This window comes from Streptomyces sp. NBC_01244 (genome assembly GCF_035987325.1).
Taxonomy (GTDB): Bacteria; Actinomycetota; Actinomycetes; order Streptomycetales; family Streptomycetaceae; genus Streptomyces.
Genome location: NZ_CP108488.1, coordinates 7,485,486 through 7,505,728 on the forward strand (window position 1 = coordinate 7,485,486; position 20,243 = coordinate 7,505,728).

At 71.8% G+C, this 20,243-nt stretch carries 20 protein-coding genes and 1 pseudogene; 5 read left to right on the forward strand and 16 right to left on the reverse strand.

Annotated elements, in window-relative coordinates:
- The first annotated feature begins 5 nt into the window (after positions 1 to 5).
- A pseudogene (mgt, locus tag OG247_RS33440) lies at positions 6 to 1,288 on the forward strand (macrolide-inactivating glycosyltransferase).
- Positions 1,285 to 1,857, forward strand: a complete 573-nt coding sequence (locus tag OG247_RS33445; RefSeq protein WP_327255693.1) for a DUF1697 domain-containing protein — start codon at positions 1,285 to 1,287, stop codon at positions 1,855 to 1,857. The pseudogene mgt and the gene OG247_RS33445 overlap by 4 nt, the downstream one beginning before the upstream one ends.
- 18 nt (positions 1,858 to 1,875) lie before the next feature.
- Here OG247_RS33445 and OG247_RS33450 read toward each other — a convergent pair whose 3' ends face one another.
- Positions 1,876 to 2,733 carry an aldo/keto reductase gene (locus OG247_RS33450; RefSeq protein WP_327255694.1) on the reverse strand — a complete coding sequence of 286 codons (858 nt, stop codon included), beginning with the start codon at positions 2,731 to 2,733 and terminating at the stop codon, positions 1,876 to 1,878.
- 45 nt (positions 2,734 to 2,778) lie between these two features.
- Between OG247_RS33450 and OG247_RS33455 the strand changes: the two genes are divergently transcribed.
- A complete protein-coding gene (locus OG247_RS33455) occupies positions 2,779 to 3,783 on the forward strand; it encodes a ketopantoate reductase family protein (protein WP_327255695.1) in 1,005 nt (334 codons plus the stop codon).
- 249 nt (positions 3,784 to 4,032) lie between these two features.
- On the opposite strand, the gene OG247_RS33460 is transcribed toward OG247_RS33455, so the two are convergent.
- The 14 genes from OG247_RS33460 to OG247_RS33525 all read right to left on the reverse strand — a co-directional run bounded on the left by OG247_RS33460 (position 4,033) and on the right by OG247_RS33525 (position 17,814).
- Positions 4,033 to 4,815 carry a sirohydrochlorin chelatase gene (locus OG247_RS33460; protein WP_327255696.1) on the reverse strand — a complete coding sequence of 261 codons (783 nt, stop codon included), beginning with the start codon at positions 4,813 to 4,815 and terminating at the stop codon, positions 4,033 to 4,035.
- A gap of 5 nt (positions 4,816 to 4,820) precedes the next feature.
- Positions 4,821 to 5,723, reverse strand: coding sequence for an ABC transporter permease (locus tag OG247_RS33465; protein WP_327255697.1), 903 nt, complete (start codon positions 5,721 to 5,723; stop codon positions 4,821 to 4,823).
- Entirely contained in the window at positions 5,710 to 6,504 is a 795-nt protein-coding gene (locus OG247_RS33470) for an ABC transporter ATP-binding protein (RefSeq protein WP_327255698.1), read from the reverse strand. The genes OG247_RS33465 and OG247_RS33470 overlap by 14 nt, the downstream gene beginning before the upstream one ends.
- 33 nt (positions 6,505 to 6,537) lie before the next feature.
- Positions 6,538 to 7,665 carry an aliphatic sulfonate ABC transporter substrate-binding protein gene (locus tag OG247_RS33475; protein ID WP_327255699.1) on the reverse strand — a complete coding sequence of 376 codons (1,128 nt, stop codon included), beginning with the start codon at positions 7,663 to 7,665 and terminating at the stop codon, positions 6,538 to 6,540.
- Between the two features lie 211 nt (positions 7,666 to 7,876).
- On the reverse strand, positions 7,877 to 9,217 hold the full coding sequence (locus OG247_RS33480) for a sulfate adenylyltransferase subunit 1 (RefSeq protein WP_327255700.1): 1,341 nt from the start codon (positions 9,215 to 9,217) through the stop codon (positions 7,877 to 7,879).
- Between the two features lie 2 nt (positions 9,218 to 9,219).
- Positions 9,220 to 10,158 (reverse strand): sulfate adenylyltransferase subunit CysD, encoded by a 939-nt coding sequence (gene cysD, locus OG247_RS33485; protein WP_327255701.1) that lies wholly within the window; start codon positions 10,156 to 10,158, stop codon positions 9,220 to 9,222.
- Positions 10,155 to 10,700, reverse strand: a complete 546-nt coding sequence (gene cysC, locus OG247_RS33490) for an adenylyl-sulfate kinase (protein ID WP_327257727.1) — start codon at positions 10,698 to 10,700, stop codon at positions 10,155 to 10,157. The genes cysD and cysC overlap by 4 nt, the downstream gene beginning before the upstream one ends.
- Before the next feature lie 101 nt (positions 10,701 to 10,801).
- A complete protein-coding gene (locus tag OG247_RS33495; protein ID WP_327255702.1) occupies positions 10,802 to 11,515 on the reverse strand; it encodes a phosphoadenylyl-sulfate reductase in 714 nt (237 codons plus the stop codon).
- Positions 11,512 to 11,691, reverse strand: a complete 180-nt coding sequence (locus OG247_RS33500) for a DpnI domain-containing protein (protein WP_214956597.1) — start codon at positions 11,689 to 11,691, stop codon at positions 11,512 to 11,514. Before OG247_RS33500 ends, OG247_RS33495 begins: the two co-directional genes overlap by 4 nt.
- On the reverse strand, positions 11,688 to 13,397 hold the full coding sequence (locus tag OG247_RS33505) for a nitrite/sulfite reductase (RefSeq protein ID WP_327255703.1): 1,710 nt from the start codon (positions 13,395 to 13,397) through the stop codon (positions 11,688 to 11,690). The genes OG247_RS33500 and OG247_RS33505 overlap by 4 nt, the downstream gene beginning before the upstream one ends.
- Before the next feature lie 209 nt (positions 13,398 to 13,606).
- On the reverse strand, positions 13,607 to 13,690 hold the full coding sequence (locus OG247_RS33510) for a putative leader peptide (protein WP_312847410.1): 84 nt from the start codon (positions 13,688 to 13,690) through the stop codon (positions 13,607 to 13,609).
- A gap of 242 nt (positions 13,691 to 13,932) precedes the next feature.
- Entirely contained in the window at positions 13,933 to 14,496 is a 564-nt protein-coding gene (locus OG247_RS33515; RefSeq protein ID WP_327255704.1) for a GNAT family N-acetyltransferase, read from the reverse strand.
- Between the two features lie 5 nt (positions 14,497 to 14,501).
- On the reverse strand, positions 14,502 to 15,767 hold the full coding sequence (locus OG247_RS33520; protein ID WP_327257728.1) for a helix-turn-helix domain-containing protein: 1,266 nt from the start codon (positions 15,765 to 15,767) through the stop codon (positions 14,502 to 14,504).
- A gap of 391 nt (positions 15,768 to 16,158) precedes the next feature.
- A complete protein-coding gene (locus tag OG247_RS33525) occupies positions 16,159 to 17,814 on the reverse strand; it encodes an acyl-CoA dehydrogenase family protein (RefSeq protein WP_327255705.1) in 1,656 nt (551 codons plus the stop codon).
- A gap of 17 nt (positions 17,815 to 17,831) precedes the next feature.
- Here OG247_RS33525 and OG247_RS33530 point away from each other — a divergent pair, with 17 nt between their 5' ends.
- Positions 17,832 to 18,956 carry a YihY/virulence factor BrkB family protein gene (locus OG247_RS33530; RefSeq protein WP_327255706.1) on the forward strand — a complete coding sequence of 375 codons (1,125 nt, stop codon included), beginning with the start codon at positions 17,832 to 17,834 and terminating at the stop codon, positions 18,954 to 18,956.
- A gap of 157 nt (positions 18,957 to 19,113) precedes the next feature.
- Positions 19,114 to 19,875, forward strand: a complete 762-nt coding sequence (locus tag OG247_RS33535) for a helix-turn-helix domain-containing protein (protein ID WP_327257729.1) — start codon at positions 19,114 to 19,116, stop codon at positions 19,873 to 19,875.
- Here OG247_RS33535 and OG247_RS33540 read toward each other — a convergent pair.
- Positions 19,791 to 20,207 (reverse strand): VOC family protein, encoded by a 417-nt coding sequence (locus OG247_RS33540; protein WP_327255707.1) that lies wholly within the window; start codon positions 20,205 to 20,207, stop codon positions 19,791 to 19,793. The two genes, OG247_RS33535 and OG247_RS33540, sit on opposite strands and share 85 nt — an antisense overlap.
- Between the last annotated feature and the right edge of the window lie 36 nt (positions 20,208 to 20,243).

Consider the following 20,243-nt stretch of genomic DNA (forward strand, 5'->3'; position numbering starts at 1 on the left):
ACAGGTTGCACGAGACGTCTCGTCTCGTTATCTTTTCCTCATGACCACGACCCCGAAGCCCGCCCACATCGCCATGTTCTCCATCGCCGCCGCCGGCCACGTGAACCCGAGCATCGAAGTGATCCGCGAACTGGTCGCCCGTGGCCACCGCGTCAGCTACGCCATCCCCGCCGCGTACGCCGACAGGATCTCCGAGACCGGCGCCACCCCGGTGATCTGGAACTCCACCCTCCCCACCGACGAGGACCCCGACGCGTGGGGCACCGAGCTCATCGACAACATCGAGCCCTTCCTCGCCGACGCCGTCCAGGCCCTCCCGCAGCTCGCGGCCGCCTTCGAGGGCGACGAGCCGGACCTCGTCCTCCACGACATCACCGCCTACCCGGCGATCGTCCTCGCCCACCGCTGGGGCGTCCCCGCGGTCTCCCTCTCCCCGACCCTGGTCGCCTGGACCGGCTACGAGGAAGAAGTCGCCGGGCCGATGACCGCCGAACTGCGGACGTCCGAGCGCGGGAAGTCGTACTACGCCCGCTTCCGCGCCTGGCTCGACGAGAACGGCATCGCCGAGGACAGCGACCGGTTCGTCGGCCGCCCCCGCCGCAGCGTCGTACTCATGCCGCGCGCCCTCCAGCCCCACACCGACCGGGTCGACGAGGCCGTCCACACCTTCGTCGGCGCCTGCCAGGGCGACCGCAGCGCCACCCAGGGCACCTGGACACGCCCCGCCGGCGCCGAGGGGAAAAAGGTCCTCCTGGTCTCCTTCGGATCCACCTTCACCAAGCAGCCGGCCTTCTACCGGGCCTGCACGGAGGCCTTCGGGGACCTGCCCGACTGGCACGTCGTGCTCCAGATCGGCAAGTTCACCGACGAGGCCGAGCTCGGCGAGATCCCCGCCAACGTCGAAGTCCACCGCTGGGTTCCCCAGTTGGACATCCTGCGCCAGGCCGATGCCTTCATCACCCACGCGGGCACGGGCGGCTGCCAGGAAGGGCTGGCCACCGGCACCCCGATGGTCGCGGTCCCGCAGGCCGTCGACCAGTTCGGCAACGCGGACATGCTGGCCGCCCTCGGTGTCGCCCGGCACGTCCCGATGGCCGAGGCCGACGCGGCGACCCTGCGCGAGGCCGTCCTCGCCCTGGTAGCCGACTCGGAGGTGGCCGCCCGCGCGGACCGGATCCGCCGCGACATGGCGACGCAGGGCGGCACGCGCCAGGCGGCCGACCTGATCGAGGCCGAACTGCACGCACGGCCGGCACTGTCAGGGGCGAGCCCTATCGTGCAGGCATGACCAAGACGACCAAGGCGACCAAGACGAAGTACGCGGCGCTGCTCCGGGGCATCAACGTCGGCGGGAACAAGAAGGTACCGATGGCCGAGCTGCGCCAGGTCCTGGACGGCCTCGGCCACGAGGATGCGCAGACGTACCTCCAGAGCGGCAACGCCGTCTTCACCAGTACGACGGACAAGACCCCGACGGCCCTCGCCCGCGACCTGGAGGCAGCCATCGAAGCCCACTTCGGCTTCCGGGTCCCCTGCCTGGTGGTCGACGGCGCCTACCTGCGCGCCGTCGCCGACGCCTGCCCCTTCCCGGCCGCCGACCTCGAAGGCAAACAGCTCCACGCCACCTTCTGCTCCGAGCAGCCCGACCCGTCCCGCTTCGCCTCGATCGACGCGCCCGCGTACCTCCCGGAGGAGTACCGCGTGGGCGACCGCGTCATCTACCTCTACGCCCCGAACGGCCTCGGCCGCTCCAAGCTCGGCGAGGCCCTCGCCAAGCCGGCGGTGGTCAAGGGCCTGGACGTGACCAGCCGCAACTGGAACACGGTCGCCAAGCTGGTGGAACTCACGCGGGACTGACCCCGCAGTGCGCAGGACCTACTCCGCCAGCCCGTTCAGCAGGGTCATCTCGTGCGGGGTCAGGTGGACCGTTGCCGCGTCCAGGTTCTCCGCCAGGTGGTCCGGGGAGCCCGTACCCGGCGTGGGGCACAGGACCGGGGAGTGCTGGAGGAGCCAGGCCAGGGCGATCTGGCCGGTGGACGCGCCGTGTTCGGCGGCGACCGCCGTCAGTGCGGCGGCGCTCTCCCGTGTCAGGGCGCCGTTGCCGAGCGGGTAGTAGGGGAGGAAGGCGATGCCCCGGGCCTCGCACAGGGCGAGGAGCTCCGCCGAGGAGCGGTCCAGGAGGTTGTACGGGTTCTGGACCGAGGCCACCGGAACCAGGGACAGGGCTTCCCTGAGCTGGTCCGCCGTCACCGTGTTCAGCCCGATGTGGCGGATCTTGCCCTCCGCCCGCAGCTCGGCCAGCGTGCCCAGCTGTTCCGCCGGCGGGACGGCCGGATCGAAGCGGTGCAGCTGGTACAGGTCGATCCGGTCCAGCCGGAGCCTGCGCAGGCTCGCCTCGCACATGGAGCGCAGGTCCTCCGGGCGGCCCGCCGCGTGCCACTGGTCGGGGCCGGTGCGCACCACGCCGCCCTTGGTGGAGACCACCAGCCGCTCCCCGTACGGGTGGAGGGCCTCGGCCACCAGCTCCTCGGCCAGGTGGGGGCCGTAGTTGTCGGCGGTGTCGATCAGGGTGACCCCGCGTGCGACGGCGGTGCGCAGCAGCGCGACCGATGCGGGGCGGGCGGCGCGCGGGCCCCAGTAGCCGGAGCCGACCAGGCCGCCGGTGCCGAGACCGAGGCGGCGCACGGGCAGGTCCCCGCCGAGGGCGAACGTCTCATCCACGTCAACAGACATGGCCCGACCGTAACCCAGGCCCGCGGATGTGCCAGGCTCGTCGGCATGCGTTACATCATCATCGGCGCCGGAGCGATCGGCGCGACCATCGGCGGACGGCTCGCGGAGTCGGGCAACGAGGTCGTCCTCGTCGCGCGCGGCCCCCACGCGGAGGCTCTGCGGGCGAACGGGCTGCGGCTCACCACGGCGGACGGCGAGCGGATGCACCGGCTCCCCGTCGTGAAGGGGCCGGCCGAGCTGGGTGAACTGCGCCCCGACGACGTGCTGTTGCTGACCGTGAAGACCCAGGACGCGCTCGCCGCGCTCGACGCCTGGGCCGACGCGGAGGTCACGGGCGGCGGTACGGCGGCGCAGCGGCTGCCGGTGCTGTGCGCGCAGAACGGCGTGGAGAGCGAACGCCTCGCCCTACGGCGCTTCGCGCGCGTGTACGGGGTCTGCGTGTGGCTGCCGGCGACCTTCCTGGAGCCGGGGGTGGTCTCGGCGCTCTGCGCGCCGCTGACCGGGATCCTGCACCTCGGGAAGGCCGCCGGAGGCGCCGACGGGCCCGTCCGGCGGATCGCGGCCGACCTGGAGAAGGCCGGGTTCGGGGCGCCGGTCACCGAGGACGTGATGCGGTGGAAGTACGCGAAGCTGCTGGGCAATCTGGGCAACGCGATCCAGGCCACGACCGGCCCCGAGCCCGAACCCGCGAAGGCGGCACTGCTGCTGCGGGCCGTGCGCGAGGCGAAGGCCGCCTTCGCCGCCGCGGGGCTCGACTGGACTTCGGACGCGGAGCAGGCGGCGGTGCGCGACGGCAAGGTCGATGCGCCGGCCGGGACGGTACGGGGCGGGTCGTCCTGGCAGAGCCTGGCGCGGGGTACGGGGTCGGTGGAGGCGGACTATCTCAACGGGGAGGTCGTCCTGCTGGGGCGGCTGCACGGGGTGGCCACGCCGGTCAATGACACGCTGCGGCACGCGGCGAACATCTTCGCGCGGGAGGGCTTGCCGCCCGGGGCGATGTCCATCGAGGACCTGACGGCCCTCGCCGACGAGGCCGCGGCGAGGCTCTGAGCCGCCGGGGTGCGGGTGCGCACCACGGCTGCGCGGGGCGGAGTTCCCCTACCCGCCCTTCGCCCGTTCCCCGGGCTGCGCCCGGACCCCCTGGGGCTCCGCCCCAGACCCCGCGCCTCAAACGCCGGCGGGGCTGGATGTATCCAGCCCGTCCGGCGTTTGAGGACCGGGTCCGGGCAGAGCCCGGGGAACGGTGGAAGGGTGGGTGGGGGACTCCGCCCCGCGCAGCGGTAGGCCGCGGCAGGAGGGTCAGGCCGCCAGGGCCGGGATGCGGGCAGGGGATGCGGCGGACGCGTCGAACCGGCGGAGCAGCAGCCGGGCCAGTTCTGGGGAGGGGCCCAGGACGCCGGAGATCACGTCGGCACCCGCGGCCTCGGCGCCCGCCGTGATGCGGTCGGGGAGCCGGCCGGGGGCGATGACGTAGGGGGCCACCGCGATCCGGCGGACGCCCTCCGCGCGCAGGGCCCGTACGGCGTCCTCCGCCCGGGGGAGAACAGCGGAGGCGAACGCAGGCCGCACGGCGCACCAACCGGTGTGCCGCCACTCCCGCGCGATTTCAGCGATCACCGCGATCGCCTCCGGGTCTGAGGAACCGGCGGACGCGAGCACCACACCGGTGGTGGCGCGGTCCGCCGGGGTGAGGCCGGCTTCCCACAGCCGGCGCTCCAGGGTCGCCAGCAGCAGCGGCGACGGGCCGAGCACATCCGCGATCCGGACCGAGAGGTCCGGCAGGTGGGACGTGGCTCCGGCGAGCACCGCCGGGATGTCGGACTTCGCGTGGAACGCCCGCGTCAGGAGGAGCGGGAGCGCCACGATCTCGCGTACGCCCGAGAGGTAGAGCGAGGCCACCGCCTGGTCGACGGTCGGGGTGTCGAAGTCCAGGAACGCGGTCTCCACGCGCAGCCCCGGCCGCAGCGCCCGCACCCGCCGGGTGAGGGCGTGCACGGTCGCCGCGTGCCGCGGGTCGCGGCTGCCGTGGGCGAGGACGAGCAGGGCGGGGGCCTGTGCCCGGTGCGTGGAGTGCGCCGACACGGTGATCAGCTCTTGACCAGCAGGCCGCGGGTGCGCAGCACCCACCGCTCGACCGGGCTGAAGATGAGCAGGTCGATCGCGATGCCGACGACCAGGATCAGGATGATCGCGAGGAACACGCCGGGCAGGTCGATGTTGTTGCGGCCGTTTTCGAGGAGCTGACCGAGACCGAGGCCCAGGTCGGGGGAGCTGGCGATGATCTCGGCGGCCATCAGCGAGCGCCAGGAGAAGGCCCAGCCCTGCTTGAGGCCGGCCAGGTAGCCGGGCAGCGCGGCCGGCATGACCACGTGCCAGGCGCCGCGCAGGCCGGTGGCGCCCAGGGTGCGGCCGGCCCGCAGGAACAGCGGCGGGATCTGGTCGATGCCGGAGACGAGGCCGTTGGCGATCGACGGGACGGCGCCGAGCAGGATGACGGTGTACATCATCGCGTCGTTGAGGCCGAACCAGAGCACCGCCGGCGGCACCCAGGCGACCGAGGGCAGCGACTGCAGCCCCTGCAGGATCGGGCCGATCGCGGCGCGGACGAACTTCACCCGGGCGACGAGCAGACCGAGGGGGGTGCCGATGGCCAGGGCCAGCAGGAAGCCGAGCAGACCGCGCGAGACGCTGGTCCAGATGACCTCGAGCAGGGTGCCCTTCATCCACATGTCGGACAGGCTGTCCCAGACGGAGGACAGGGCAGGGAGCTTGGTCTCGTCGGTGATCTTCGCCGCGACGAGGATCTGCCAGATGAGGAGGACCAGGCCGACGGCGATGACCGGCGGCAGGACCTTCTTGACGAGGACTTCGCGGACCGGGGTGCGGTGGGTCTGGACGGCGTCGAGCGCGTCGAGCCCGGCCTCCAGCCCGGCGAGGTCGTCGGCCTTGGCCTTGGACGGGGCCCCGGGGGTGGTGTCAGTGCTGGCCATGGCGGCGGATCTCCCCACGCAGGTGGTCGGTGATTTCGAGGGACAGCTCCGCGACGTCCGCGTCCTCGATGCGGCGCGGCTGCGGGATGCCCACGGTCCACTCCTTCGCGACCCGGCCGGGGCGCGAGGAGAGCAGGACCACACGCTGCGCGAGCCGTACGGCTTCGCGGACGTTGTGCGTGACGAACAGGACGGACAGGTTCGTCTCTTCCCAGATGCGGGTGAGCTCGCCGTGCAGCACGTCGCGGGTGATGGCGTCGAGCGCGGCGAACGGCTCGTCCATCAGCAGCAGCTGGCTGTCCTGGGCGAGCGCCCGGGCCAGGGCCACGCGCTGGCGCATGCCGCCGGACAGCTCGTGGACCCGCTTGCCGTACGAGCCGCCGAGCCGCACCAGCTCGAGCAGGCGCTCGGCCTCCGGCTTGCGGTCGGCCTTGGCCACCCCGCGCAGACGCAGGGCGAGCTCGATGTTCTTGCCCGCGGTGAGCCACGGGAAGAGGGCGTGCTCCTGGAACATGAGCGACGGGCGCCCGCCGGGGGTCTCGATCGACCCCGCGGACGGCTTGTCCAGTCCGGCGACCAGGTTCAGGAGCGTGGACTTTCCACATCCCGAGGCACCCAGGATGGTGACGAACTCTCCGGGAGCGACATCGAGGCTGATGTCGTCCAGGACGAGCTGCGATCCGGCCGGGCCGGAGAAGGACTTCGAGACGTGCTCGATGCGTGCGGCGTGCGTCTGCTCCGCTACCGTGCCCTCGGCAGCCTTGGCGAGAATGGTGGCCATGGTCGTCACCTCCTGGGTTGCTGGATTACGGGGTTACTTGGCGCCGAGGCCGGCGTCGGAGACTTCGGGCTGGCCGGCGGCCTTGAGGACCTTGTTGAGGAGCTTGAGGTCGTAGATGCCGCCCAGGTCGGGCTGCTCGATGAGCTTGGCCTTGACCGCCCACTCGGACTGCGTCTTGAGCGTGGCGGCCAGCGGGTCGTTGGTGAGGAGGATGCTGGGCCATGCCGGGTCGATGACCTTGGCGTCGAGGGGCTTGCCGCCTTCGGCGGCGAGCTTGGCGTTCGCGGAGGCTTTGGCCTTGTCCGGGTTGGCGTTGATCCAGGCGTTGGTCTTGACGGTGCCGGTGAGTACGGCCTCGACGACGTCGGGGTGTTCGGTGAGGAACTTCTGGGACACGATGATGTTCGTGATGACGAACTTCTTGTCGGGCCACAGGGTGGTTTCGTCGAGGAGGACGGCGCCGCCGTCGGCGACGAGTTTGGAGGCGGTGGGCTCGGGGACCCAGGCGCCGTCGATGGAGCCCTGCTTGAAGGCGTCGGGGGTGACCTTGTTGTCGGTGCGGACGACGGAGACGTCGCCCTTGCCGGATTCGGGGTCGACCGTCCAGCCCTTTTCGGCGATCCAGTTGAGGAACGCGACGTCCTGGGTGTTGCCCTTTTGCGGGGTGGCGATCTTCTTGCCCTTGAGGTCGTCCAGGGTTTTGATCTTGGCGGGGTTCACGACGAGCTTGACGCCGCCGGAGGCGGAGCCGGAGATGATCCGCAGGTTGGAGCCCTTGGACTTGACGTAGGCGTTGATCGAAGGCGAGGGGCCGATGAACCCGATGTCGAGAGAGCCGCCGTTGAGGGCTTCGATCTCGGAGGGGCCGGCGTTGAAGGACTGCGGCTTGATCGTGGTGGCGCCGAGTTCCTTGGCGATCAGGCCTTCCTGGAGACCGACCAGCGCGGTGGCGTGGGTCAGGTTCGGGAAGTAGCCGATGCGGACCTCGGAGGCCGACAGCTCCTTCGCGTCGGCGGCGACGTTCGCCTTCGCGGGAGCGTCGTCCTTCTTCGCGTCGGAGCCGTAGCCGCACGAGGCGAGCGCGCCGATCAGGAGCGGGAGGGCGGCAGCGGCGACGATGCTGCGGCGCAGGGTCTTACCGGTGGTTCCGATGGCAGGCACGGGAGGGCTTCCTCTCGTAGCGTCGTGTCACGACGCACGTCTTCGTTTGCTGAGCAAGGGCAGGTACGGCTCGCGGGGGGTGTGGGCGCGCATGCGGTGCGCGTACGTCATCACGCACATCGCCCCACACCTCCCTGGCCGCTGCCGAGGGAGCCGCTGCCTACGCGGCCGCCCTCTTTCGCGAAGGTGGAGTAGATATCGGCAAGCATGATCAGAAGTCCCAGCCTTCTTCATCAGCCTGGATGGTGGTCTCGGCGGTGGAGGCGAAGGATTCGCCGACCATGCCGGCCGCCAGCGTCGTGCCGTCCGCCGGGTCGATCAGCAGGAAGGACCCGGTGCGGCGCGAGTCGGCGTACGAGTCGAGCGCGAGCGGTTCGGCGGTACGGACGACGACCCGGCCGATGTCGTTGGCCACCAGCTGCCCGGGGTTGGGGTGCTGGGACAGGTCGTCCAGGGTCAGCCGCGAGGGGATCTCCTTGACGATCGCCTTCACCGTGCGCGTGGTGTGCTTGATCAGCACCCGGGCGCCCACGGCGAGGGGCTGGTCCGCCACGTGGCAGACCGTCGCCACGACGTCCTGCGTGGTGGCGGGGGAGTTCGACGACGGCGCGATCAGGTCGCCGCGCGAGATGTCGATGTCGTCCCTCAGACGCAGGGTCACCGACTGCGGGGCCCACGCGATGTCGACGCTCTCACCGAGCGCGTCGATGCCCTCGATGACCGAGGTGCGGCCCGACGGCAGGACGGTGACGGCCTCGCCGACGCGCAGGACGCCGGAGGCGATCTGGCCGGCGTAGCCGCGGTAGTCGGGGTGCTCGGCGGTCTGCGGGCGGATCACGTACTGCACCGGGAAACGCGCCGGGCAGGCGGTGAGGTCGTGGCTGACCGGGACGGTCTCCAGGTGCTCGAGCACCGTGGGGCCGCCGTACCAGTCCATGTTGGCGGAGGGCTCCACCACGTTGTCGCCGGCCAGGGCCGAGATCGGGATCGCGGTGATCTCCGGGACGCCCAGGCCCGTGGCGTACGCCGTGAACTCCTCGGCGATCTTCGCGAAGACGGACTCCTCGTAGCCGACGAGGTCCATCTTGTTGACGGCGAGGACCACGTGCGGGACCCGCAGCAGGGCCGCGACCGCGGCGTGCCGGCGGGTCTGCTCGATCACACCGTTGCGGGCGTCGACCAGCACCACGGCGAGGTCGGCGGTGGAGGCGCCGGTGACCATGTTGCGGGTGTACTGCACGTGCCCGGGGGTGTCGGCCAGGATGAACCGGCGGCGGGCGGTGGCGAAGTAGCGGTAGGCCACGTCGATGGTGATGCCCTGCTCCCGCTCGGCGCGCAGGCCGTCGGTGAGCAGTGCGAGGTCGGGGGTGTCCTGGCCGCGGCTGGCCGAGACCCGCTCCACGGCTTCCAGCTGGTCGGTGAGGACCGACTTGGAGTCGTGCAGCAGGCGGCCGACCAGGGTGGACTTGCCGTCGTCGACGGAGCCCGCGGTCGCGAAGCGCAGCAGCGTGGTCGCCGAGAGATCGGCGAACTGCTCGGTGGTCGAGGTCATGGTTAGAAGTACCCTTCGCGCTTGCGGTCTTCCATCGCGGCCTCGGACAGCTTGTCGTCGGCGCGGGTCGCGCCCCGCTCGGTGAGCCGGGAGGCGGCGATTTCGGTGATCACGGCGTCCAGCGTGGTGGCGTCGGAGTCGACGGCGCCGGTGCAGGACATGTCACCGACGGTGCGGTAGCGGATCAGGCGGGTCTCGGTGGTCTCGCCGTCCTTGGCGCCGCCCCACGCGCCGGCCGTCAGCCACATGCCGCCCCGCTGGAAGACCTCGCGCTCGTGGGCGAAGTAGATCTCCGGCAGTTCGATCTTCTCGCGGGCGATGTACTGCCACACGTCCAGCTCGGTCCAGTTGGACAGGGGGAAGACGCGCACGTGCTCGCCCGGGGCGTGGCGGCCGTTGTAGAGCTGCCACAGCTCGGGGCGCTGGCGGCGCGGGTCCCACTGGGAGAACTCGTCGCGCAGGGAGAAGACGCGCTCCTTGGCGCGGGCCTTCTCCTCGTCGCGGCGGCCGCCGCCGAAGACGGCGTCGAACTTCAGCTGCTGGATCGCCTCGGTCAGCGGGACGGTCTGCAGCGGGTTGCGGACGCCGTCGGGGCGCTCGCGGAGCTTGCCGGCGTCGATGTACTCCTGCACGGAGGCCACGTGCAGGCGCAGGCCGTGCTTGGCGACCGCGCGGTCCCGGTAGTCCAGGACCTCGGGGAAGTTGTGGCCGGTGTCCACGTGGAGCAGGGTGAACGGCACCGGCGCCGGCGCGAACGCCTTCAGCGCCAGGTGCAGCATGACGATCGAGTCCTTGCCGCCGGAGAAGAGGACCACCGGCTTCTCGAACTCGCCCGCCACCTCGCGGAAGATGTGCACGGCCTCCGACTCGAGGGCGTCGAGGTGCGACAGCGCGTAGGGCGCGTCCGTCCCTTCGTGGACGTGTGCGACGGTGGCGGTCATGCCAGACCCCTCTCGGTGAGCAGCGCGTGCAGGGCCGAAGCCGACTGCTGGACAGACTGCGTGTGCGACTCGATACGCAGGTCCGGGGACTCCGGTGCCTCGTACGGGTCGTCGACCCCGGTCAGACCGGAGATCTCGCCCGCCGCCTGCTTGGCGTACAGGCCCTTCACGTCACGCTCGGAGCACACCTCCACCGGAGTGGCCACGTGCACTTCGAGGTAGCTCGTGCCCTCGGCGGCGTGCCGCTTGCGGACGGCCTCGCGGCTGTCCGCGAACGGCGCGATGACCGGGACGAGCGCCTTCACGCCGTTGGACGCGAGGAGTTCGGCGACGAAGCCGATCCGCTGCACGTTGGTGTGCCGGTCCTCGCGGCTGAAACCGAGACCGGCCGAGAGGAACTCGCGGATCTCGTCGCCGTCGAGGACCTCCACGCGGTGGCCCTCGGCGCGCAGCCGCTCGGCCAGCGCGTAGGCGATGGTGGTCTTGCCCGCGCTCGGCAGCCCGGTCAGCCACACGGTGGCGCCCTGGTCGCTCACGCTCATCTGGTTCGTCTCCGTCGGTTCTGTACGTTCGTCGGTCGCGCCGGCGGCCGTCCCGGTGGTGGGGCCGGTGGCCGTGGTGGTGGCCGTACTGGTGGTCGTCATCAGCCGTGCAGCCCGCACTCGGTCTTGCCGAGCCCGGCCCAGCGGCCGGCGCGGGCGTCCTCGCCCTCCGCCACCCGGCGGGTGCAGGGGGCGCAGCCGACGGAGGCGTAACCGTCCATCAGCAGCGGGTTGGTGAGCACGCCGTGCTCCAGGACGTACGCGTCCACGTCGTCCTGGGTCCAGCGGGCGATCGGCGAGACCTTGACCTTCTGCCGCTTCTCGTCCCAGCCGACCACCGGGGTGTTCGCCCGGGTCGGGGACTCGTCGCGGCGCAGGCCCGTCGCCCAGGCGTCGTACGCGGTCAGGCCCTCTTCGAGCGGCTTGACCTTGCGCAGTGCGCAGCACAGGTCGGGGTCACGGTCGTGCAGCTTGGGGCCGTACTCGGCGTCCTGCTCGGCGACGCTCTGGCGCGGGGTGAGCGTGATGACGTTGACGTTCATCACGGCCTCGACCGCGTCACGGGTGCCGATGGTCTCCTCGAAGTGGTAGCCCGTGTCGAGGAAGACCACGTCCACGCCGGGGATGGCGCGGGAGGCGAGGTGGGCGACCACCGCGTCCTCCATGGAGGAGGTCACGGCGAACTTCTTGCCGAAGGTCTCGGCCGCCCAGGTGAGGATCTCCAGCGGCGCGGCGTCCTCGAGGTCCCGGCCCGCCTGCTCGGCCAGCTCCTTGAGGTCGGCGGTCTTGAGATCGGCGTCCTGAATCGTGGTCATATCTCGTCCCCTCCAGCGTCATTGGACTGAACACCCCGGGCCAGCAGCCCCAGGTACTTCAGCTGGAAGGCTCGATTGCAGGCCCTGCATTCCCAGGCGCCGTGCCCTGTTTCGTTCGGGAACAGGTCCTCGTCGCCGCAGTACGGGCAGTAGAACGGTGCGGCGCGCTCGCTCACGAGAGGTCCTCGTCCTTGGCACGGGTGACCCAGGCGGCGAAGCGCTCGCCGTCCTCGCGCTGCTTCTCGAAGCGCGAGACGACCCGCTCGACGTAGTCCGGCAGACCGGCCGAGGTGACCTTGAGGCCGCGGACCTTGCGGCCGAAGCCGGCCTCCAGACCGAGTGCGCCGCCCAGGTGGACCTGGTAGCCCTCGACTTGGTTGCCCTCGTCGTCCAGGACCAGCTGGCCCTTGAGACCGATGTCCGCCACCTGGATACGGGCGCAGGCGTTCGGGCAGCCGTTGATGTTGATGGTGAGCGGCTCGGCGAAGCCCGGCAGGCGGCGCTCCAGTTCGTCGATCAGCGAGGCGCCGCGCGCCTTCGTCTCGACGATGGCCAGCTTGCAGAACTCGATGCCGGTGCAGGCCATCGTGCCGCGGCGGAACGGGGACGGGTTGACCCGCAGGTCCAGCGCCTCCAGGGCCGCGACGACCGAGTCGACCTGGCCCGCCTCGATGTCGAGCACGATCATCTTCTGCTCGGCGGTGGTGCGCAGCCGGCCGGAGCCGTGCTGCTCGGCGACGGCGGCGATCTTCGTCAGGGTGGCGCCGTCGACGCGGCCCACGCGGGGCGCGAAGCCGACGTAGAACTTGCCGTCCTGCTGCTGGTGCACGCCGACGTGGTCACGCCACTGGCCGCTGGGCTGCTCGGGCGCGGGGCCGTCGGTCAGCTTGCGCTTCAGGTACTCGTCCTCCAGGACCTGGCGGAACTTGGCCGGACCCCAGTCGGCGACGAGGAACTTCAGGCGGGCGCGGGTGCGCAGCCGGCGGTAGCCGTAGTCGCGGAAGATCGAGATGACGCCCTCGTAGATGTCCGGGACCTCGTCGAGCGAGACCCAGGTGCCCAGGCGCACACCCAGCTTCGGGTTGGTGGAGAGGCCGCCGCCGACCCAGACGTCGAAGCCGGGGCCGTGCTCGGGGTGGTTCACGCCCACGAAGGCGATGTCGTTGATCTCGTGCGCCACGTCGAGCAGCGGCGAGCCGGAGATCGCGGACTTGAACTTGCGGGGCAGGTTCGAGAAGGCGGGGTTGCCCACGATGCGGGCGTAGATCTCGTCGATGGCGGGGGTGCCGTCGATGATCTCGTCCAGCGCGATGCCGGCGACGGGCGAGCCCAGGATCACGCGGGGGGTGTCACCGCAGGCCTCGGTGGTCGAGAGGCCGACGGCCTCCAGACGGCGCCAGATCTCCGGGACGTCCTCGATGCGGATCCAGTGGTACTGCACGTTCTGCCGGTCCGTGAGGTCGGCGGTGCCGCGGGCGAACTCCTCGGAGATCTCACCGATGACGCGCAGCTGCTCGGTGGTCAGCCGGCCGCCGTCGATGCGGACGCGCAGCATGAAGTACTTGTCGTCCAGCTCCTCCGGCTCCAGGATCGCGGTCTTGCCGCCGTCGATCCCGGGCTTGCGCTGGGTGTAGAGGCCCCACCAGCGCATACGGCCGCGCAGGTCGTTGGGGTCGATCGAGTCGAAGCCCGCCTTGGAGTAGATGTTCTCGATGCGCGCCCGCACATTGAGACCGTCGTCGTCCTTCTTGAACTGCTCGTTGCCGTTGAGGGGCGTGTGGTGTCCGACGGCCCACTGGCCCTCACCGCGGTGACGGCCGGTCTTGCGGCGCGCGGCGGCGGCGGGTGCGGCGGCTGCGGTCGTATCGGGGGTGGCGGCCATGGCGGTACGTCCTTCTTCGGCGGCTCGAGGCAGGGGCAGGGGGGAGCGGCGGCGTGACCCCTGGCGCGCGTGGAGCGGATGTGGCTGTTTCGTCGCCTTTTTGGGGCGACGAACGGCCTACAGGGGACTGCTGTGGAGGCTGACGGCGAGCGGTGTGTTCGCTTCCGCGGCGACGTCGATGCGGGGCGCTGTCGCGGCGGTGCTGTGCGTCAGCGCGCCGGACAGATGGCGCTGGACATGCGGCCGAGGTCGACGTGCCGCCGACTCACCAAGGCAATTCCAGCTCCGTTCATGGGGGGAAGCGTGGCATGTGGCGATTGGAGGAGTCCACTACTGTCCACAATCCGGACGAACTCGTCTCACATCGCAAGATCCCCGTGACGGGAGTCACCTCGGAGGCCCCCTGAGCCCCACCCGTTCCGCTGCGCGGGGCTGTCCCCTACCCACCCCTCCACCGTTCCCGCCTCAGACGCCGGCGGGGCTGAAAGGTCGCCTCAAACGCCGGCGGGGCTGAAAGATCGCCGCCGCGGACCGGCTACGCGCCCGGCCAGGGGCCCGGGGTGGGGGTGGAGGCCTTCTCCTCGGTCTCCTCCTTGAAGACCTTGAAGCCGCGCCGCTGGTAGTTCGCCATCGCCGTCGGCCCGTCCTCACTGCACGTGTGCAGCCAGACGCGCCGCGTCGGGGCCAGCTCCGGCCAGCGCTCGGCCAGGGACCACGCCCGCTCGATGCCCACGGTCAGCAGGTGGCCGCCGATGCGACGGCCCCGGAAGTCGGGGATCAGGCCGAAGTACATGATCTCCACCACACCGTCGGGCTGCGGGTCGAGTTCCACGTACCCCGCGGGGGTGCCCCGGTCGTACGCCACCCACGTCTCCACCCCGGGACGGCCCAGCTGCTCCACCCACTGCGCGCGGGTCAGCGCCAGCCGGTCCGTCCAGTGGATGTCTCCGCCCACGGAGGCGTAGAGGAACCGGCTGAACTCGGGGGAGGGGACCTCCGACCGGACGATCCGGATCTCGGGGCCCGGGACGGCCGCCGGGACGAGGTCGGACGGTGCGGTCATTTCCAGGGACCAAGTGGTCAGTGTGATGGTGCTCATGGACTTCAGGGAATCATGCCGGTCCCGGCCGGACCCAACCGGGCGCTGATCACCGCCGGCGCCGTGGAGTGCGGCAGCAGCGCGGCCGGGTCCGCGGGGCGGATCAGCTCCACCTCCACGTCCTGCGCGAAGCGGTACGGACGGTGGGCGAGCACGCCACCGAGGTTGCGGCGCACCCGGGAGATCTCCGCGCGGACCGTCACCGTGCGGGTCGGGTCCCCGAACAGCTCCTGCGAGAGTTCCGCCGCCGAGCGCCCCCGGGGGGACTCCGCCAGCAGGAACAGCAGCTCCGCGTGGCGCGGGCTCAGATCCTGCGACCAGCTGCCCGCGGCCCCGTAGACGGTGGCGCGCCAGGCCCCGGGCCGGCTGAGGTCGAGGACGACGCGGGCGGCCGCCCCGGCGCCGGTACGGGCCTCCGTGACGTTCACCAGCCAGCCGCCCGGCAGCGGCTCCACCAGGCAGTCGCCGAGCTGCGGCACCCACACCCGGCCGGGCCCGAAGGACTTCGGCAGCGGGATCCGCTCGACCGGTGCGAGCCCCGTGACGGCCGCCGTCCACCCGTTGCCGTCCACCGCCAGCGCCCGCCCCGGCACCCGGGCCAGCACCGGGGCCGCCACCGACCGCAGCCGTTCCAGCGACTCCAGGTGCCGTACCCGCAGCTCCCGCTCCGCGAGCCGGGCCACCGAGCTCACCCACGCCAGGGTCGCCGGGTGCATGGTGGCCAGCGGCCCGCTGACGTCGAGGACCCCGAGCAGCGAGCCGTCGCGGGGGTCCCGTACAGGGGCTCCGGCGCAGGTCCAGTCGTGGTGGCTGGAGACGAAGTGCTCCGCCGAGAACACCTGGACCGGTCTGCGGGTCACCAGGGCGGTGCCGACCCCGTTGGTGCCGACCACCGACTCGTCCCAGTCGGCGCCCACCCCGAAGCCGAGCCGGTCCGCGTTGCGCAGGATCGAGGAGTGGCCCTCCCGCCACAGCAGCCGCCCGTCGGCGTCGGCGACGACCATGATGTGCAGGGCCTCGTCCAGCGAGGGCAGCAGCCCCTCGCGCAGGACGGGCAGCAAGTCCCGTAGCGGAGAGGTCTGGCGCCGCTCCTCGGTCTCGGCGAAGGACAGCATCCGCGAACGGCTGTCGCGGTCCGGGTGGACCCCGCCCGCCATCATCCGGCGCCAGGACTCGGCGATCTCCGGGCGCGGCGCGGCCGGCGGCCGGTCCCCGGCCAGCGCGGCCGCCCGTACTCCCTTGAGCAGACGCGCGGCCTCCCGCGCGTCCATGGCCGAGATGCGTGCCGCATCGACCGCGCTGCCTGTGGTGTGGGCCACCGGAACCTCCCCGTGCGAACAGATGTGCGACGGTTCCCGCCCGGTGGGGCGTCCGGTACGCACCCCTTCCAGGGGCGGACCGGTACGCCCGGAGGGCGGTTCCGAGTCAAAGGTTGCAACGTCTTGCAACTCTCGCCAAGTCCCGGTCGGCCGATCGAAACTGTGCGGACGTCGCCGAGCGGCGTGACAGCTCCTTCCTCGGGGCTTCTCGGATCAGGGGTGGTGCCGAGTCGGCGCGGCGCCATCCCTGTTCCAGGTCAACGGGCCCGGATGTCGCCGGGCGGTTCTGTTCGGAAGGTTGGGGCCTTCCCGCAGACGGCGAGCGGAGGGTTGGGGCCCTCTCTCAGCCCGCGATCCGGGCCCGTTCCACCACGGATCCCAGATCCAGACTGTGCGGCAGCGTGCCGAAGGCCGCGCCCCAGTCCCCGCCCAGGCGCGAGGCGCAGAAGGCGTCGGCGACCTCCGGCGGGGCCCAGCGCACCAGCAGGGATCCCTGGAGCACCAAGGCCATCCGCTCCACGACCCGCCGGGCCCGCGCCTCGATGCCCTCCAGGTCCGCGAGCTCGGTCAGCAGGTTCTTGATGGCCGAATCCAGCCGGTGGTCGGCGCCGCGCGCCAGACCGACCTCCTGGAGGAAGGCGTTCAGCGCCTGCGGCTCGCGCTGCAGGGCGCGCAGCACGTCGAGGGCCTGGACGTTGCCCGATCCCTCCCAGATGGAGTTCAGCGGGGACTCGCGCAGCAGCCGGGGCAGCCCGGACTCCTCGACGTAGCCGTTTCCGCCCAGACACTCCAGGGCCTCCGCGACCATCGGCGTACAGCGCTTGGTCACCCAGTACTTCGCGGCGGGCACCGCGATGCGCAGGAAGGCCCGCTCCTGCTCGTTGCCCGTGCTCTGGACGGCGTCGTACGCGGCCGCGAGGCGGAGCGTGAGAGTGGTGGCGGCCTCGGACTCCAGGGCGAGGTCGGCGAGGACGTTGCGCATCAGAGGCTGGTCGATGAGCGGTGCTCCGAAAGCAGAGCGGTGCTCCGTATGGTGAGCGGCCTGCGTCAGGGCCTGCCGCATCAGCGAGGCCGAACCGATCACGCAGTCCAGCCGGGTCGCCGCGACCATCTCGATGATGGTCCGCACCCCCCGGCCCTCCTCACCCACCCGCCGCGCCCACGTCCCGTCGAACTCCACCTCGCTCGACGCGTTCGACCGGTTGCCCAGCTTGTCCTTAAGCCGCTGGATCGCGAAGACGTTGCGCGTCCCGTCCGGCAGCACCCGCGGCACCAGGAAACAGGTCAACCCGCCCGGCGCCTGCGCCAGTACCAGGAACCCGTCGCACATCGGAGCCGAGCAGAACCACTTGTGCCCGGTCAGCAGGTACTCGCCGGAGGCGTCCAGCGGCACCGCCGCCGTCGTGTTCGCCCGGACGTCGCTCCCGCCCTGCTTCTCCGTCATGCCCATCCCGAAGAGCACCCCGGCCTTCTGCCCGGCCGGCCGCAGCCCCTCCTCGTACACGTGCGAGGTCAGCCGCGGCTCCCATTCGGCCGCCAGCTCCGGATCGGTCCGCAGCGCCGGTACCGCCGCGTGCGTCATCGAGACCGGGCAACCGTGCCCCGCCTCCGCCTGCGACCACACGAAGAACCCGGCCGCCCGCCGCAGATGCCCCGCGGGCCGCCCCCACGCGTCGGTGAGCCCGGCGCCCACGGCGTGCCCGAGCAGCCGGTGCCACGAGGGATGGAACTCCACCTCGTCGATCCGATGGCCGTACCGGTCGTGCGTCCGCAGCTTCGGCGGGTTCTCGTTCGCCTGCGTCCCCCAGTCCTGTGCCTGCCGGGACCCCGCCGCGCGCCCGAGACCCGTGAGCTCTTCCTTTACCTCCGCGGCGAGTTCGGGCGCGGAGTCCGCGAGGTGCCGCTCGACCCCCTCGCTGAGGACCCGGTCGCTGCCGTAGACGTCGTGGCCCACGAGGGGCGGGGCCTGATTGCTGACTGTGTGGGTGGTGGCTGCCATGCCGATACCGTAAGGACGTGCAGCACGCGAAAGAAACACCCGAGCGGATTCCGGGACGTCTCCACCGGGCCCGCGCCCTCTACCGCAACGTCTCCAAGCGCAAGATGGCGTGGCTGCTGCTCAAAGACACCGTGAACTCGTGCATCGAGTACCGGATCCTCGGACTCGCCGCCGAGGCCGCCTTCTTCACCCTGCTCTCGCTGCCCCCGCTCTTCCTGGGCCTGCTGGGTCTGCTCGGCTACGTGGACGGCTGGTCGGGCGGAACGACCGTCGCCAGCATCGAGGAGAACATCCTGGGGGCGGTCGGCACCGTCCTCTCCGACCGGGGCGTCAACGACATCGCCAAACCGATGCTCGACGACGTCACCGGCAGGGGCCGGCCCGACCTCATCTCCCTCGGGTTCGCCTTCGCCCTCTGGTCGGGCTCGCGCGCCGTCAACGTCTTCATCGACACCATCACCGTCATGTACGGGCTCGACGGACAGCGCGGCATCGTCAAGACCCGGCTGCTCGCCTTCGTCCTCTACATCGCCGCCCTGCTGATCGGCGCCATCGTGCTGCCGCTGATGGTGGTCGGCCCGGACGCGGTGGTGCGGCTGGTGCCCTGGAGCACGGAGGTGATCGCGGTCATGTACTGGCCCGTCGTCACGCTGCTCTCCATCGCCTTCCTGACCACGCTCTACCACGTCTCCGTCCCGGTCCGCTCGCCCTGGATCGAGGACGTGCCCGGCGCGCTGGTCGCCCTCGCCATGTGGGTGCTCGGCTCCTTCCTGCTGCGGATCTACCTCACCAACACGGTGGAGGGCCCGACCATCTACGGGTCGCTGGCCGCCCCCGTGGCGATCCTGCTGTGGATCGGCATCTCCGCCTTCGCCGTCCTCGTCGGGGCCGCCGTCAACGCCGCGATCGACCGGGTCTGGCCCTCGGTGGCCACCGCGGCGGCCCGCGAGGCGAACGAGCGGGTCCGCGAGGCGGAGGCCGCCCAGCTCGTGGCCCGGGCGGCCGCCTGGCGGGCCCTGGCCGAGGGGGAGTCGGAGGACGACGAGGGCGACGAGGACGGGGGCATGCCCTCGGAGTTCCCGGAGCGCTGGTCGAAGTTCCTGCCCCCCGAGGACTACCACTCCCGCCTGCGCAAGCACTGACCGCCGCCGTAGCGTGGTGTCCGTGGAGGATCGCGCGGACGACGCCGTGCCCGGCCCGGGGCCGGAGGAACGGCCCGGGGAACGGCCCGGGGAACGGTACGAGGAAGGGCTTGCGGCACGGTACGAGGAACGGCCGTCCCGGACGGTCGCCGGAGCGGTGCTCTGGCGGGCCGGCGGGGCCGGCGCCGGCATGGTGCTGCCCGACGGGTGCATGGACCTGCTGTGGGTGGACGGCCGGCTCCTGGTGGCCGGACCCGACACCGCCGCGCACCCCGCCGGAGAAGTCCCGGGCTCCGGCTTCGCCGGCATCCGGCTGGCCCCCGGCACGGCGCCCGCGCTGCTCGGCGTACCGGCCCGCGTACTGCGCGACCGGCGGGTCGAGCTGGCGGACCTGTGGCCCGCCGCCGAGGTACGGCGCCTCACCGCGCTCGTGGCCGCGTACGGGGATCCCCGCGCGGGACTGGAGGAGCTGGCCCGGCTCCGCGCGGCCGAAGGCGCCCCACCGGACCCCCTCGTCGCGGAGGTGACGGCCCGGCTGCGCGCCGGGCAGGGCGTGGCCGCCGTGGCCGGGGCGGTCGGCCTCGGGGAGCGGCAGCTGCACCGGCGCTCCCTCGACGCCTTCGGCTACGGGCCCCGGACCCTGGGGCGGATCCTGCGCCTCCAGCGGGCCCTCGCGCTGACCCGGCGCGGGCTGTCGCAGGCGGCGGTGGCAGCGGCGGCCGGATACGCCGACCAGGCGCACTACACCCGCGAGGTGCGCGCCCTGGCGGGGACCACGCCGGGGGCCTACGCGGCGGGGTCCGGTCAGGCGGGGTCCGGTCAGGCAGGGGCGGGTCAGGCAGGGTCGGGCGCTTCGCCTGCTCCAGCCGGTGCGAAGAGGGAGATCCCGGAGCCGTCCGGGTCCAGGACGACGGCGTAGCGCTGCCCCCAGAAGGCGTCCCAGGGCTTCAGATGGCCCGTGTTCCCGGCCTCGGTCAGCTCCGCGTACAGCGAGTCCACCTCGGCGGGGGAGTCGCACAGGAACGCGAGCCCCACCCGGCCGTCGCTCGTCGGGCGGGTCCAGGACGGGTCGAAGGAGCGGATGACCTCCTCCGTGTCCCAGCCGATCCGCTGTCCGCCCGGCAGGACGGCTTCGACGTGCGGCTGGGAGTCGGCCTCGGCGGGCACGTCGATGCCGAGGCGGCGGTAGAAGGCGAGCGATGCGGCCATGTCGGAGACGATGATGCCGATCATGTCGAGTCGGGGAGTCATGAACTCACCCTAGGCACGCCCGGCCGGGCCGGTCTT